A 13,179-nucleotide genomic window follows, 5' to 3' on the forward strand; every position below is an offset into this window, starting at 1 on the left:
GAAAACGAAAAGAATTCCTTAGACTTACTACTTTGATAGAAATAATGGTAGCAAATAATAACATTGGCTTGTTATCATTTAAAGCAAACATATAAAACTAATCCAATCAAAAATGGCACAACAAATCAAACTCAAAACCAACGTAAAATGTGGCGCATGTGTAACGGCCATCACTCCGGCAATGAACGCTTTAAATGCAAGCCATTGGGAAGTAGACTTAAAGTCACCCGACAGAATACTGACCGTAGAAGGAGAAACAGCTGCTGCAGAAATCATGGCTGCACTAGAAAAATCCGGTTATAAGGGCGAATCTATTTAAATGAAAGAAGGTAGGATAGGTATAAATTTTATTACTTTTGCCTCAATTCTATGATTAAACACAAATCTTTTATTCTGGACAATGGACTTCAAGTTTTGGTCCATGAGGACCATTCTTCAGAAATGGCTGTTGTCAATCTCTTGTACAAGGTAGGCTCAAGAAATGAAGTTGCTGGTAAAACGGGGCTGGCCCATTACTTCGAACACCTTATGTTTTCGGGTACTAAGCACATCCCTGAATTTGACAGTGCAATAGAGCGGGTTGGCGGTGAATGCAATGCCTTTACCAATACCGACATCACCAACTTTTACATTACCCTGCCAGCAATCAATCTGGACACAGCACTTTGGTTGGAGGCTGACCGAATGCAGTTCCTCAACCTTAAGGAAAAACCAATTAATACTCAGAAACAGGTTGTTATCGAAGAGTTCAAACAACGCTACCTGAATCAGCCTTATGGAGATGCCATGCATCATGTCAGGCAATTGGCTTTTACCAAACATCCTTACCGTTGGCCAACCATCGGTGAAAAAATTGAGGACATCGAGAAATTTGACAGGGATGAATTATTGGCTTTCTATGAGCAAAATTACGCTCCGAATAATGCCGTTCTCTGTATTGCAGGTAAAGTAAACTTCGAAGAAGTAAAAGCCAGGGTTCATTATTGGTTCGATGAAATCCCCAAAGGAAAACTCAAAGCAAAATCCATTATTACTGAGCCAATCCAAGATGGGATAAGGCGCAAGCAAGTATTCTCTAATATACCTACAGAGGCATTGTACAAGGTATACAAGATACCAGGAAGACTTGAAAACAATTACCTGACTTGCGACCTGATTTCAGACGTTTTAGGATTTGGAAGATCGGCCTATCTGGAGCAAAAACTGATTAAAAACTCCTCTTTATTTGCCAATTGCCAGTCATACGTCTTGGGGAATATTGACCCAGGGCTATTGATCATTACTGGAAAAATGGAAAAAGGGATCACAGCAGAGGAAGCAGAAGCCGAGCTGGACAGCACTTTGGAAATCTTTAAAGAAGTCCCAATTGCGCAGCAAAACCTTCAGAAAATAAAAACCAAGCTGAAGCAATGCAAACCTACGAATCAGTATCCTTACTAGGAAGAGCAATGAAACTTGCTTACTATGCCTACTTGGGAGATACGCAACTGATGAAAAAGGAGTTCGAGCGAAAAATGGCTATTTCTGTAGAAGAAATTCAACAGGCAACTAGTACCTACCTCAATCAGGACCTTGCTTCGGTAATTTATTATAAATGCTCACCTAAAAATTGATCCATTTAATTGATAAAACATTAACACATTAAATTATGAGCGGATTTCGCATAGGATTCGGATATGATGTTCACCAGTTAAAAGAAGGTGAAGAATTTTGGTTAGGTGGAATAATAATCCCACATAGCAAGGGAGCTGTAGGACATTCTGATGCTGATGTGCTAATACATGTCATTTGTGACGCCCTTTTAGGAGCTGCCAACTTAAGGGATATTGGTTATCATTTTTCTGATCAGGACCCTCAATTTAAAGGAATTGACAGTAAAATATTGTTAAAACAAGTGATGGATTTAACAAAAGAAAATGGCTACCAGATAGGAAACCTGGACGTCACCATCTGCCTGCAACAACCTAAAATTAATCCGCACATCCCTGCCATGAAAACCTGCCTCGCTGAAGTGATGCAAATCGAGGAAAACAAATTGTCTTTAAAGGCAACTACCACTGAACGCTTAGGGTTTGTAGGACGTGAAGAAGGTGTTTCTGCTTATTGTGTAGCCTTGATTCACTCATAATAATACCCTAACATGGAAAAACAAGCCCCCAGAATAATCACAACAGAAGACGGATCTCACTCTGTCTATCTTCCTGAAATCAATGAAAGTTACCATTCTTCAGATGGCGCTTTCAAAGAATCCATTCATGTGTACTTATTGTATGGACTGGAGGCTTGGTATGCAAGAAATCGAGGGAAATTCCCCATCAGAATCTTTGAAGTGGGTTTTGGTACCGGGCTCAATGCATGGCTGACACTAATCTGGGCGGAGCAAAATCAGGTACCTGTATTGTATCATACTATCGAACCTTACCCTCTTGAAAAAGACATTTATGAAGCATTGAATTTCACCCAAATGGATGAAACGCTAACCCATTTTAATGGTTATTTTAAGCGCCTTCACCAAATGGACTGGGACAAAGGAATGCCAATGACGGACTATTTCAATATTAAAAAAGAGAAAACCACCCTGCAAGAGGTACAACTTTACCCCACAGACCTCGTGTTTTTTGATGCTTTTTCGCCAAAAAAACAACCAGAATTATGGGAAATGGACGTTTTGGAAAAAATTGAGGACAGTATGAATCCATCTGCAGCTTTCGTTACTTATTGCGCTGCTGCCAACCTCAAAAAGAACCTGGGGGCACTTAACCTTAGTTTGGACGAGGTGCCTGGTCCCCTGGGAAAGAAAGAAATGACCAGGGCATGGAAAAAAAGCAAATAAACCGGGCAATCAAGCCCCTATTATATTTTTTATTCTTCACTGTTTTCTTTGGTTGCAAGCCCAAGGGAGAACAAGCTCCCCCCATAAACAATGGTGCTTTAGGCGATTTAAAACCAACCATTACACCTGAAGCACCAACAGAAGGCTTTTACACTTTAGTAAAAGGGGACAGCAGCATCCAAACCATATATATGGATGGCAAACGCTACTTTGAGCGTTTGTCAATTGAAGGCGAGCAGGTATACAACCACCTGTATCCGGAGATAAGTGATTCCTTTCTCTTTGAGGACAAATATTACCTGAAATTAAGCTATCCAATTCCATTCAGCGGTACAATCAAAACAACGATCCCTGAATCCCCCGATTATGTGCTCACCCCGATAGGTGAAGACATTCTACAAGTCGTGGTTTACAATGCCCTTGATCTTAAAGTCATCAATTTCAACTTCGACTATATCCCTTCCGAGAAGGACAGCTTGATCAGTTCAACCTATCCTTTTAAATATGTGGTTTATAATTAAAGGCCAAGTAGCAGTGGGAATTTGAAAGATTTTATTCGGGCAGTCTTCGTTTTATAAATCAAATTGGTTAATATTAATAGGTCATATTATTATTAACCCAAATCTAAAAACATTGATAAGGCCCGTTATGTAACTGATCTGTAGTTCACGATTGTAGCAGTATCACCAGAATCATGTTGTGCCCCTGGTTTTCACCAAGGGCCTGAATCCATTTCCACATAAAAATAACTCCTTCTAGGGTATTCGGATATAAAATCTCCCTGTCAACATTAGGAAGGAAAGCTATGTTCAGCAATAAGGAGATACGGAATGGTGCACCAGGCTTTACTACCTTTTAACAGGCAGTTTCATTCAAAATTTACAAGGAATGACAAATTAAAAAAGATGAAAAACATTCTTAAAATTCAGGCAAGCACGATTTTATTTTTCTCGCAATAATGCCTATTCAAGCCCAATCAATCCCCTTCGCTAATCCTATGGATGTCAGTGCTGGCTCAGTTTCTGGGGTAAGTGCATTGGATGTTGCTGATTTGAATGGAGATGGACGAATGGATGTAGTCGTGCTAGAAGGAGGTGTTCACGCTGAAGGCCGTTTTACCCTGGCCTGGTTTGAACAAACTAAAAAAGGGGATTGGGAAAAACATGATTTCAATATCCCTGTGGCATTTGATGATTTCATTGGCTCCGCGCGATGCGCAGACATGGACAATGACGGAGATATTGATTTGATTTTTAGCAATGATGGCCATGCCACTGGCCCTATTAATGTTTACTTTCTAAAGAACCCAGGCAAAAGAAAGGTTTACAAACAGTGGGAGCATTCTCTGATATCAAGCATTGATGGCTTCCATGCCAATGACATGCGATTGGCAGACATGGATCTTAATGGTAAAAAAGATGTAGTAATCCGTCATAAAAATCCGGAATCTTTAAAGATCATTTTCCAGAATGAAAAAAAAGACTGGCAAACCAAGACAGTCTATGAGGGCCAGGCAGGAGAGGGACTAGCCGTTGGTGACATCAACTCGGATGGAATACCCGACATCACCATGACTGGACATTGGTTTAAAGCACCTAAAGACCCTAAAAACGGCCAATTTATAAGATTTGACATAGAGGCAGGCTTCAAGGAAGTGAATAAGGCCACCAAAGAAGAAGTTGGTGACATTAATAATGATGGCAGACCCGATGTTTTATTATCGCCTGCTGAACATTTTAAGAAATACGGAGGTGACAATTACGATCTTGCTTGGTATGAATGTCCAGAAAATCCAGAAGCAGTAACCGAATGGAAAAAGCATGTCGTCAAATCAGATTATAACAAGGCCCATTGTGCAAAACTTGCTGATATGGACAATGATGGGGATTTGGACATCATCTCTGCAGTGGCTTGGGACAATCGGGAAATCAGGATATTTATCAATGAAAATGGTGTGTTTAAAGAATCCATTTTAGTGGCCGAAGGGAAAGGCATTTACTCAGGGGCAATAGCAGACATGGATGGGGATGGAGATTTAGACATTGTTGGAGAGGATAAGTACGCTACTGATGCTAAACCCTGGTTGTTTCGAAATTTGCTAATAAAATAACCCCCGATCACCATCTTAGCAAAACCGTAAACTCAGCTTATAAGATCACTGTACTGCTTATTCTAAAAATGCTTCTATCTATTGCTTAATGAATTCAACCATGAAAAGGAGAAATTTTATTATCCACACCACACTTTCAGCAGCTGCTATGGCAGGCCTGCCTTACCTCAGCCTTGCAAAGCCCCGAAAGGACAAAATGGATCGAATTGGTTTAACCACGGTTGTCTTTCGAAATCGTTTTGCATCTACCAAACCGAAGAATCAAGTTTTGGAAGATGAATTGACCCTATTAAGCACCCCTGAATACTTTGTAGACCGATTTAAGGTACATAATGTTGAAATGTGGACGCCCCATTTTGAATCAACCAGTAAGAATTATTTGAAGGAATTAAAAAGGTCCCTAAAAAAGGAGCGTTGCAAATTAATAAACCTGCAATCAGAAGGAAAGTTCGATCCCTCCGATCCACTGGAAGAAAATCGATTAAAAGCAGTTATAGAAGTTAAAAACTGGGTGGATGTTGCCAAATCCCTTCAATGCGAGGCGGTACGGGTAAAGTCCATGAAAAAATCTTATTCCAAGGCTGTACTTTCTCTCAATGAAATAACTAAATATGCCAAAGCTAAAGGAATAACCATATTAATTGAGAACCATAGCGACTTGTTTTCAGATTATAAGAACCATACGAATATCATAAAAGATGTGCCTTTGAACAATATTGGCCTTTTAGCCGATTTCGGGAATTACTCCTCCAATCCGGTCATGTTTGATTCGCTAAAACACATTGCGCCTTTCACCAGATTAGTATCAGCAAAAACGAAGGACTTCTCAAATCAAATGGAACACATCCCCTACGATTTTCAAAAATGTATTGGCATTTTTGAAGCTAGCGGCTATCAAGGCATCTATTCTTGTGAACAATGGGGAAAAGCCAATCCCAATTATGATTATGAGAAAATCACGGACTGGATGATAGATAATATAAAAGAAAGCATCTAAAACCCTGATTTACAGGAATTATAAATGCTTTCAATATTTTTTATTTAAGGCTGAAGCCTTTTCAAAACATCCTTTGCTTCTTCCCAGGTAAGCCTTGGACCAAATTGGCTAACGATCTTTGAAGAAGCCATACTGGCTAACTTACCACTTGAGGCATAAGAATGCCCATTGGTAATGCCATACATAAAAGCACCAGCAAACATGTCTCCAGCACCATTGGTGTCTACTGCTACAGTAGGATAAGGCGCTATATCAATAAAAGTTTCCCCATCATATATCAATGCCCCATTATTCCCTTGGGTGATTACAAAATGCTTGGCCAATTTCTTCATATCTTCACTGGCTTCAGACAAGTTGTCTTTTCCAGTATAAAGCATGGCTTCTTCCTCATTGGCAAAAAGCATGTCCACTCCTGAACCGATTACTTCTTTAAAACCTTCGCCAAAATATTTGACCATGGCTGGATCAGAGAAAGTAAGGGCCACTTTCACATCGTTTGCTTCGGCAATTTTTTTAGCTGCCAACATCGCTTCTCTGGCACCAGGTGATGTGATAAGGTAGCCTTCGATGTATAAAAACTTAGACGCTTTTATTGCTTCTTCATTAATCTGAGCTGTAGAAAATTTCTCAGTAATCCCAAGGAAAGTATTCATCGTCCGCTCTGCATCGGAGGTCACCATCACGAGACACTTTCCGGTAATTCCCTCTTCTAACTTAAAAGGATCCAGGTTGTGATTTACCCCAGATTCTCTTAAGTCATCTGTGAAAAATTTTCCCAATTCGTCATTGGCAACCTTGCAACAATAGTAAGACTTCCCACCAAATTGACTCACAGCAATTATGGAATTTGCCGCTGAGCCTCCACATTGTAATTTTGAGGTTTTGGTATTAATGGCAGACATCAATTCACCCTGGCGGTCTTCATCTACCAAGGTCATCAGTCCTTTTTCTATACCATACTTCTCCAAAAAGGCATCACTAACCTCAAACTCTATATCTACCAGGGCATTTCCTATACCCGTAACATCGTACTTTTTCATCATGTTGAATAAACTATTGTTTCGACCTGAAATTGGCCATTAGAATAATAATTGATCAATCTTAATCCTCTAATTTTAGGTGTCTCCCTTTGATGGCTTCCAGTGCAAAGATTATGGAACAGATTACTAAACCAAAAAACTCTCTATTAATCTCCATGGCATTGGTTTTCATTGAAAGGTCTTTTTGTTGCCACTCTTGTCCCACCCATCCAAAGATGTTTTCAGGCCAAAAAAAGAGGGCTCCTATCAGGTAAGTAAAGGTAAGAATAACCAATAAGTTTACATTAAATTTCCCAAAAGAAGCAAATCCAGCAGCAATAGCCGCTATCAGGTAAATGGGAACCCACCACTGAGGGTCTAAATCATTGATCTGCCAGTAACCGAATAGCAGAAATAATAGTGACCAGCTTCCAAAAAAATATTTCCAGAATTTACTCATAGCACTTCTAAATTAACATTTATAAATAGACAATAACAGAAAGGGGTCATTTTCTATTGACAACATCATAAATAATGGAATAAACAGCTGTTGGATCAACGTTTTCAATTCCCTTATCCTTTTTTGACCTGATTAAAACAGGCCAATCTTTTTCACTTTCAGGAATTCTCCCATGTGAGCCCTTGACCAAGTCAGCCTGTAAAGGAATAACATCCATCAAGTACCTAAAACCCAACTTTTTCTTCAGCAGGGTCCATCCTAATTTTCCTTTTAGGAATTTAATGTCTGGATTGGCAAACATCTCTACAGGATCATAGCCTGGTTTGCGGTGTATGTCCACCGTTCTGGCATAATCAGGTGCTACTGCATCGTTCAGCCAATAATAATAGGTAAACCAGGAATCCTTATCTGCCACAACCACCAAATCTCCAGCCCTTTCATGGTTCAATTTGAAATCAGCTTGCGCGGCCTTGTCAAGCACCTTTTCCACACCAGGTAAAGCAGCTATTATCGTTTTAATTTCAGCTAAATCCTTGGCATCTTTAACATAAATGTGTGCCAGCTGATGATCTACAACTGCAAAAGCACGGCTGGTGCCTGCATCCATTGTTTCCAACCCCAACTCATCCTTCACCTCAATAAATCCAGCTTTTCTCAAAGCCCTATTGATATGAATTGGTTGATTCACGGAAGTAATACCGTATTCAGACAATAGAATCACTTCTGCCCCTTTGTCTTCATAATAAGTAATCAGGCGTTCACATAAAGCATCTACTTCATTCAAACTTTTACTTATTTTATCAAAATCAATCCCGTATTTCTGTAAGGCATAATCCAGATGAGGAAGGTAGATCAAAGTTAAAGTAGGATCATGCCATTCGTCTACTTTCATGGAAGCTTCTGCTATCCATTTACTTGAGGCGATATTGGCATTTGGTCCCCAAAAAGAAAATAAGGGGAATTGTCCTAGTTCCTTTTGTAGGCGGTCTCTCAAGCCCATTGGCTGACTGTGGATATCAGGCAACTTTCTGCCGTCAGAAGGGTACAATGGCCTTGGCGTCACAGCATAGTCTACTGAAGAGTACATATTGTACCACCAAAACATATTGGAGCAAGTGAATTCAGGATTTTCCGCCTTTAATGCATCCCAAATTTTGGAAGACTGTACAAGGTGATTGGATTGTCGCCAGAATTTTATTTCACATTCATCTTTAAAATACCAGCCATTGCCAACGATTCCATTTTCTTCAGGCCATTTCCCTGTAAGGTATACAGACTGAGAAGAACAAGTAACTGCCGGTAATACAGGTTGAATGGCTGATGTTTGTCGTTTCTCGCTCCACTTTTTTAAAAATGGTGTATGCTCTCCTATCACCCTTTGAGAAAGCGCCACTATATCCAATACAACAGTCTTTTTCATTCAATATGGTTTTTTACCCAATTCAATTCTCTTGCAATAGATTGGTCCAACGACAAATGAATATCCTCAGGTAAAACCTCCCATGTATAGGTTTCTACCTCAAGATGACTTGTCAATTTTCGCTCTCCATTCAATTTTAATACACTTAAAATATCTTCTTGTGTAGAATGTAAGTGTCCATAGGTAGCCAGGAACAAAGGAACATGAAAATGAACACGCCATTCAATTTCTTCGGTAGTAGCCAAATCAAGAAGTGCATCTGGAAGATCTGGGTAAGCATGTAAAGTATTGTCTTCCAACCTTCCAATCACCTGATGAAGATAAGTAGATTCAACAAATGGCAACAATGCTTTTTCCACTGGTTTCCTTTGGCTTACTTCCACTGGAATATTGGCTTTTAAAGCAGCACTCAGTTGAAACTTCCCAATCTTAATGCCTTCTTTTTGAAAAATATCGAGCACGGCTTCATGGTCTTCATAACCTACCGCAAAATGGCAAACGTCATAACAAACCCTAACGTGCTCTTTGATTAATGATTCGGCAACCTCTGCTGAGACGCCAAACTTCTCAACCAAGACAGGTATGCCCAAAGGAATTAGCCAATCATTGTAAAAACTTATCAATCCTTTAGAGTCTTCAATAACGCCATCCGGCTCTGGCTCTATGTCCAGGTGAAGGTCTAAGTTCTGATCCAATTTTAATTGGTATAGGTATTCCACTACCTCCATAATATGGGAACAAGATTGTTCCATCAACTGCTTCATGTCTGTTGATGTCTTGTGCCAATATTTATAGCTTAGTGGAGAGGTGGAAATACCTGCGTCCATGTCGGTAGGCATTATAGCCGCCAAAATGGTAAATAATCGAAGGGTGTATTCCGTCCTGGCAACGGTGCTCCAATCAGGAAAATGGACTTCATCCTTTACGACCTGTCTGTGAAAACTGCCAAATGGAAACCCATTAAAAGTAAAAATATAACAGTTATTGGCTTTTAGCCAGGACTTTAATTCTGCTAATTTTTCAGGTTTAATTAATTCTTTACTTGCCTCATCCGAAACTCTCAAGCCTATTGCGAAAGCCTCGTCGACATACAATTCTCCTTTTATCTTCGGTATGTATTCTTTGAGGTTATCAAAGGTAGCTTTCCAACTTTCTCCTGGATGAATATTGGTACAATAAGTTAAATGAAAATCGGCTACTCGCATATACTGGGTGGGCTATTTAACCAATAAGCCTTAATCAGGCCTTTAGGTGTTCAAGTTGTAAATTTTTAAGTCTTTCTACTGCTTCTATAATTAGAGAATTGTCCATATCATGTACTTCAACGCCATGTCCAATTTTATCTAAAAGCATGATGGTCAGCTCTCCACCTAAATGTTCTCTAAACTCTTCAAGTCCTTTAAGCAATACCTCTCCAGACAATTCTGGCAGGTATAAATCAAATCCCAAGTGAGTTATCACTTTCAACACTCGGTTCAATTCATTCTCAGAAAGCATTCCTGACAAAAAGGAGTAAGTCGTATCCAATGCTATCCCTATGGCAACAGCCTCACCATGTCTAACCCTATAGTCAGTAAGATGCTCTAGCTTATGTGCCGCCCAATGACCAAAGTCCAATGGCCTGGAAGAGCCACTTTCGAAAGCATCTCCTGAAGCGATATGATCCATGTGCATTTGTGCACAACGGTAAATCAAGTCTTCCATTGCAGGATTATCCCTGTCCAAAAGGTCAGCTACCTGTCCTTCTATCCAGACGAAGAAAGAAGCATCTTTGATAAGAGCCACTTTTAACGCTTCAGAAATACCAGATCTCCAATCCCTAGGCTCCAGTGTTTGTAAGAAATCACTGTCATTGATAACTGCATAAGGTGGTGCAAATGTCCCCAGGTAATTCTTTTTACCATAGGCATTGATTCCATTTTTAACACCTATACCTGAATCATTCTGGGATAGGACTGTAGTTGGGATTCTGATATGTCTAATTCCTCTATGTGCAACAGTTGCTGCAAAACCAACCATATCCAACAGCGCACCACCACCAAGACCAACAATGTAGGAGTGTCTGTCAATACCATACTCATCCGTAGCTTTAAGTATATCCTGAAAGTATTGTTGGTTGTTTTTCACCTGCTCGCCACCTGGAATTACCAATGGGGCTGCACATAAAGTAAAAACCTGGCTGTTTTTCTCAGAATAGCTTTCTATTTCCGTAATCAGATCAGGGTGGGTGTTTACCACTCCCTCATCCAAAACAAAATAAACTTTAGGGACTTTATGCCCACTTACCAAGTCTGCAAAAAGATTGTTATTCAATGAAAACAATGCTTTTGTAAAAAACACTTCGTAACTGAAAGGAACACTGAAAACTTGTTCAATTGATTTATGTGCCACTTTATTCATTTTATTTATGATTGTCCCGAGGAACCTTTTGCTTCCTATTATATAAGTATTCTAACCATTTTTTGGTTCACTAGGTAACCGCAAAACCCTTGGCCAGTTGCAAAGATAACGGTAATAATAGTAAAATTACCAACCCTACTATCCAGCCCGCAAAAGCGGCTGCCATTGTCGCATTTACAATAATTAAGGCTAAAACTGCTGCTTTAACAGACCTACCGATTAATGAAGGCTCCTTATATTTCAATGCTTTAATTAATGGCGGAAAAATAAAATAGCTTAGTAAAGCCAGAAATGGCAGGCTTTCCCACCAATTTTCGATATTCATATAGGCCAGTAGAAAAATGGATACTACAATAATCCCATAAATCACCAAACCTGCTTTTAGCGCTGTAGTATTTTTTCCATGGACTTCTCCACGACTCACCATCGTAATGGCTGACACATAGAGCAAAGGTATAAGACCGATGTACCAATAGGTTTCTACCGCCCCTTCTATCAAACTCATCCCTAGCAACAAGTTTCCAGCTCGGCATAGCCCCATATTGATAGGTCCGAATATATTTTGATGCTTTCCCCAAGCATCGTACAAAACGGCTAGCGAGGCAACTGATATAGCAATAAAGGCAGAAAAACCACTTACTTGCCAAGCTGCCAATACGCCAATTAAAAGCAATAGGAAGGCCATAAGTCCCGCACTCTTGACAGTTGCAAGACCACTGGGAATGGGCCGTTCGGGCCTTTCAACCCTGTCCAATTCAGCATCAAAGACATCATTAAAGGCTACACCTCCACCATATAAACCGATGGTAGCAAGCACCAACCAACCGATGGATTTTAAGATTGTGACATCCATTTCTTGTAATAGGAGGTAAACTGCTCCTGAAATGGCAGCACCCGCTAAAATGTCCGCTATTGCGGTGACAATATTGGCGGGTCTGGTTAGTCTGATGTGCGCAATAATAGATGACATCTGTGTATTTAATTCTCTATAATGTTGGATGAATCATTTTCTATACGAGGATTTTGTCCACCTCTCAATACAGTGTTCCCCCCCATTTTTTTGGTTTGATCGATAGGCTCTTTTTCTAACCAATCCTTTTCATCCATCTGTCCGCTTTGCCCATAGGCTTTAAGCGCATTTCCATAACAAGTCATTTTGATATGCTCTTCAGGAATTCCTTTTTCACGCATTAGATTGGCAGTTTTGGGAACGGCCAGTGGGTCACTTATGCCCCAATCAGCGGCACTGTTTACAATGATTCTTTCTGGACCATATTGACGAACAATGTCAACCATTCTCTCGCTACCCATTTTGGTGTGAGGATAAATTGTAAACGCTGCCCAATAACCTCTGTCAAGCACATCTTTCGCAGTTTCCTCATTGTTATGATCTACAATAACCATCCCAGGAGCCAAACCGTGCTCTTCACTCACATCCATGCTTCTGATGGTGCCTTTCTTTTTGTCCCTATGCGGGGTATGAATCATTACTGGCAAGTCTACTTCTTTTGCCAGTTCTAATTGTAGGCGATAAAACCTATCTTCAGCTTCAGTTTGATCATCATAACCAATCTCACCGATGGCTACAACACCTTCTTTGCTTACGTAAAGGGGAAGGAGTTCCATTACTTCCTCGGCCAAGGCTACATTATTGGCTTCCCGTGAATTGAGTCCCATGGTGCAATAATGCACTATCCCAAATTGTTTGGCACGAAAACGTTCCCAACCAACAAGGCTACTAAAATAATCCTGAAAACTTCCTATTTTAGTCCTGGCTTGTCCTAACCAAAATGCAGGCTCAATGACAGCTACGATTCCAGCTTTTTGCATGGCTTCATAATCGTCAGTAGTCCTGGAAGTAACATGTATATGTGGATCTATGTACATCATAACGCTTCAAATTTATATGCTAACCTATGTTAAATTAAATGCAAATCATA

The 13,179-nt window shown here is 40.0% G+C and carries 15 protein-coding genes; 8 read left to right on the top strand and 7 right to left on the bottom strand.

From position 1 onward, the window contains the following. Positions 1-112 precede the first annotated feature (112 nt). From ADICYQ_RS16025 to ADICYQ_RS16055, 8 genes are all read left to right on the top strand, one after another. Positions 113-319: a heavy-metal-associated domain-containing protein gene (locus ADICYQ_RS16025; RefSeq protein ID WP_020890700.1), complete on the top strand. Its 207-nt coding sequence runs from the start codon at positions 113-115 to the stop codon at positions 317-319. A gap of 50 nt (positions 320-369) precedes the next feature. Beyond that, the gene (locus ADICYQ_RS16030; RefSeq protein ID WP_020890701.1) at positions 370-1,440 is read left to right on the top strand and encodes a M16 family metallopeptidase; all 1,071 of its coding nucleotides are present in this window, start codon (positions 370-372) and stop codon (positions 1,438-1,440) included. Continuing rightward, positions 1,410-1,613, top strand: coding sequence for a hypothetical protein (locus tag ADICYQ_RS29820; protein ID WP_020890702.1), 204 nt, complete (start codon positions 1,410-1,412; stop codon positions 1,611-1,613). The genes ADICYQ_RS16030 and ADICYQ_RS29820 overlap by 31 nt, the downstream gene beginning before the upstream one ends. A gap of 35 nt (positions 1,614-1,648) precedes the next feature. Beyond that, positions 1,649-2,128 carry a 2-C-methyl-D-erythritol 2,4-cyclodiphosphate synthase gene (ispF, locus tag ADICYQ_RS16035; protein ID WP_020890703.1) on the top strand — a complete coding sequence of 160 codons (480 nt, stop codon included), beginning with the start codon at positions 1,649-1,651 and terminating at the stop codon, positions 2,126-2,128. 12 nt (positions 2,129-2,140) lie between these two features. Then, a complete protein-coding gene (gene mnmC2 / locus ADICYQ_RS16040; protein WP_020890704.1) occupies positions 2,141-2,833 on the top strand; it encodes a tRNA (5-methylaminomethyl-2-thiouridine)(34)-methyltransferase MnmC2 in 693 nt (230 codons plus the stop codon). Then, the gene (locus ADICYQ_RS16045) at positions 2,815-3,354 is read left to right on the top strand and encodes a hypothetical protein (protein ID WP_020890705.1); all 540 of its coding nucleotides are present in this window, start codon (positions 2,815-2,817) and stop codon (positions 3,352-3,354) included. Before mnmC2 ends, ADICYQ_RS16045 begins: the two co-directional genes overlap by 19 nt. Positions 3,355-3,791: 437 nt before the next feature. Continuing rightward, positions 3,792-4,943, top strand: a complete 1,152-nt coding sequence (locus tag ADICYQ_RS16050) for an FG-GAP repeat domain-containing protein (RefSeq protein WP_040416683.1) — start codon at positions 3,792-3,794, stop codon at positions 4,941-4,943. 100 nt (positions 4,944-5,043) lie between these two features. Then, on the top strand, positions 5,044-5,940 hold the full coding sequence (locus ADICYQ_RS16055) for a sugar phosphate isomerase/epimerase family protein (protein ID WP_020890708.1): 897 nt from the start codon (positions 5,044-5,046) through the stop codon (positions 5,938-5,940). Positions 5,941-5,984: 44 nt separating this feature from the next. Here ADICYQ_RS16055 and ADICYQ_RS16060 read toward each other — a convergent pair whose 3' ends face one another. The 7 genes from ADICYQ_RS16060 to ADICYQ_RS16090 all read right to left on the bottom strand — a co-directional run bounded on the left by ADICYQ_RS16060 (position 5,985) and on the right by ADICYQ_RS16090 (position 13,129). Further along, positions 5,985-6,980, bottom strand: a complete 996-nt coding sequence (locus ADICYQ_RS16060) for an adenosine kinase (protein ID WP_020890709.1) — start codon at positions 6,978-6,980, stop codon at positions 5,985-5,987. A gap of 61 nt (positions 6,981-7,041) precedes the next feature. Next, the gene (locus tag ADICYQ_RS16065) at positions 7,042-7,419 is read right to left on the bottom strand and encodes a transmembrane 220 family protein (RefSeq protein ID WP_020890710.1); all 378 of its coding nucleotides are present in this window, start codon (positions 7,417-7,419) and stop codon (positions 7,042-7,044) included. Between the two features lie 46 nt (positions 7,420-7,465). Continuing rightward, positions 7,466-8,839 (bottom strand): alkaline phosphatase family protein, encoded by a 1,374-nt coding sequence (locus ADICYQ_RS16070; RefSeq protein ID WP_020890711.1) that lies wholly within the window; start codon positions 8,837-8,839, stop codon positions 7,466-7,468. Next, on the bottom strand, positions 8,836-10,044 hold the full coding sequence (gene eboE / locus ADICYQ_RS16075; RefSeq protein ID WP_020890712.1) for a metabolite traffic protein EboE: 1,209 nt from the start codon (positions 10,042-10,044) through the stop codon (positions 8,836-8,838). Before eboE ends, ADICYQ_RS16070 begins: the two co-directional genes overlap by 4 nt. Before the next feature lie 34 nt (positions 10,045-10,078). Beyond that, on the bottom strand, positions 10,079-11,239 hold the full coding sequence (locus ADICYQ_RS16080; RefSeq protein WP_020890713.1) for a 3-dehydroquinate synthase: 1,161 nt from the start codon (positions 11,237-11,239) through the stop codon (positions 10,079-10,081). A gap of 70 nt (positions 11,240-11,309) precedes the next feature. Beyond that, entirely contained in the window at positions 11,310-12,209 is a 900-nt protein-coding gene (gene eboC / locus ADICYQ_RS16085; RefSeq protein WP_020890714.1) for a UbiA-like protein EboC, read from the bottom strand. Positions 12,210-12,217: 8 nt separating this feature from the next. Further along, complete coding sequence (locus ADICYQ_RS16090; RefSeq protein ID WP_020890715.1) at positions 12,218-13,129, bottom strand: TatD family hydrolase; 912 nt, start codon at positions 13,127-13,129, stop codon at positions 12,218-12,220. Positions 13,130-13,179: the final 50 nt, after the last annotated feature.

The organism is Cyclobacterium qasimii M12-11B (assembly GCF_000427295.1).
Taxonomy (GTDB): Bacteria; Bacteroidota; Bacteroidia; order Cytophagales; family Cyclobacteriaceae; genus Cyclobacterium; species Cyclobacterium qasimii.

Coding starts and splice junctions, on each gene's coding strand:
- ADICYQ_RS16045 (WP_020890705.1), top strand. CDS start 2,815: ATGGAAAAAAAGCAAATAAACCGGGCAATCAAGCCCCTATTATATTTT.
- ADICYQ_RS16030 (WP_020890701.1), top strand. CDS start 370: ATGATTAAACACAAATCTTTTATTCTGGACAATGGACTTCAAGTTTTG.
- eboE (WP_020890712.1), bottom strand. CDS start 10,044: ATGCGAGTAGCCGATTTTCATTTAACTTATTGTACCAATATTCATCCA.
- ADICYQ_RS16055 (WP_020890708.1), top strand. CDS start 5,044: ATGAAAAGGAGAAATTTTATTATCCACACCACACTTTCAGCAGCTGCT.
- ADICYQ_RS29820 (WP_020890702.1), top strand. CDS start 1,410: ATGCAAACCTACGAATCAGTATCCTTACTAGGAAGAGCAATGAAACTT.
- ADICYQ_RS16065 (WP_020890710.1), bottom strand. CDS start 7,419: ATGAGTAAATTCTGGAAATATTTTTTTGGAAGCTGGTCACTATTATTT.
- mnmC2 (WP_020890704.1), top strand. CDS start 2,141: ATGGAAAAACAAGCCCCCAGAATAATCACAACAGAAGACGGATCTCAC.
- ispF (WP_020890703.1), top strand. CDS start 1,649: ATGAGCGGATTTCGCATAGGATTCGGATATGATGTTCACCAGTTAAAA.
- ADICYQ_RS16090 (WP_020890715.1), bottom strand. CDS start 13,129: ATGATGTACATAGATCCACATATACATGTTACTTCCAGGACTACTGAC.
- ADICYQ_RS16025 (WP_020890700.1), top strand. CDS start 113: ATGGCACAACAAATCAAACTCAAAACCAACGTAAAATGTGGCGCATGT.
- ADICYQ_RS16070 (WP_020890711.1), bottom strand. CDS start 8,839: ATGAAAAAGACTGTTGTATTGGATATAGTGGCGCTTTCTCAAAGGGTG.
- ADICYQ_RS16050 (WP_040416683.1), top strand. CDS start 3,792: ATGCCTATTCAAGCCCAATCAATCCCCTTCGCTAATCCTATGGATGTC.
- ADICYQ_RS16080 (WP_020890713.1), bottom strand. CDS start 11,239: ATGAATAAAGTGGCACATAAATCAATTGAACAAGTTTTCAGTGTTCCT.
- eboC (WP_020890714.1), bottom strand. CDS start 12,209: ATGTCATCTATTATTGCGCACATCAGACTAACCAGACCCGCCAATATT.
- ADICYQ_RS16060 (WP_020890709.1), bottom strand. CDS start 6,980: ATGAAAAAGTACGATGTTACGGGTATAGGAAATGCCCTGGTAGATATA.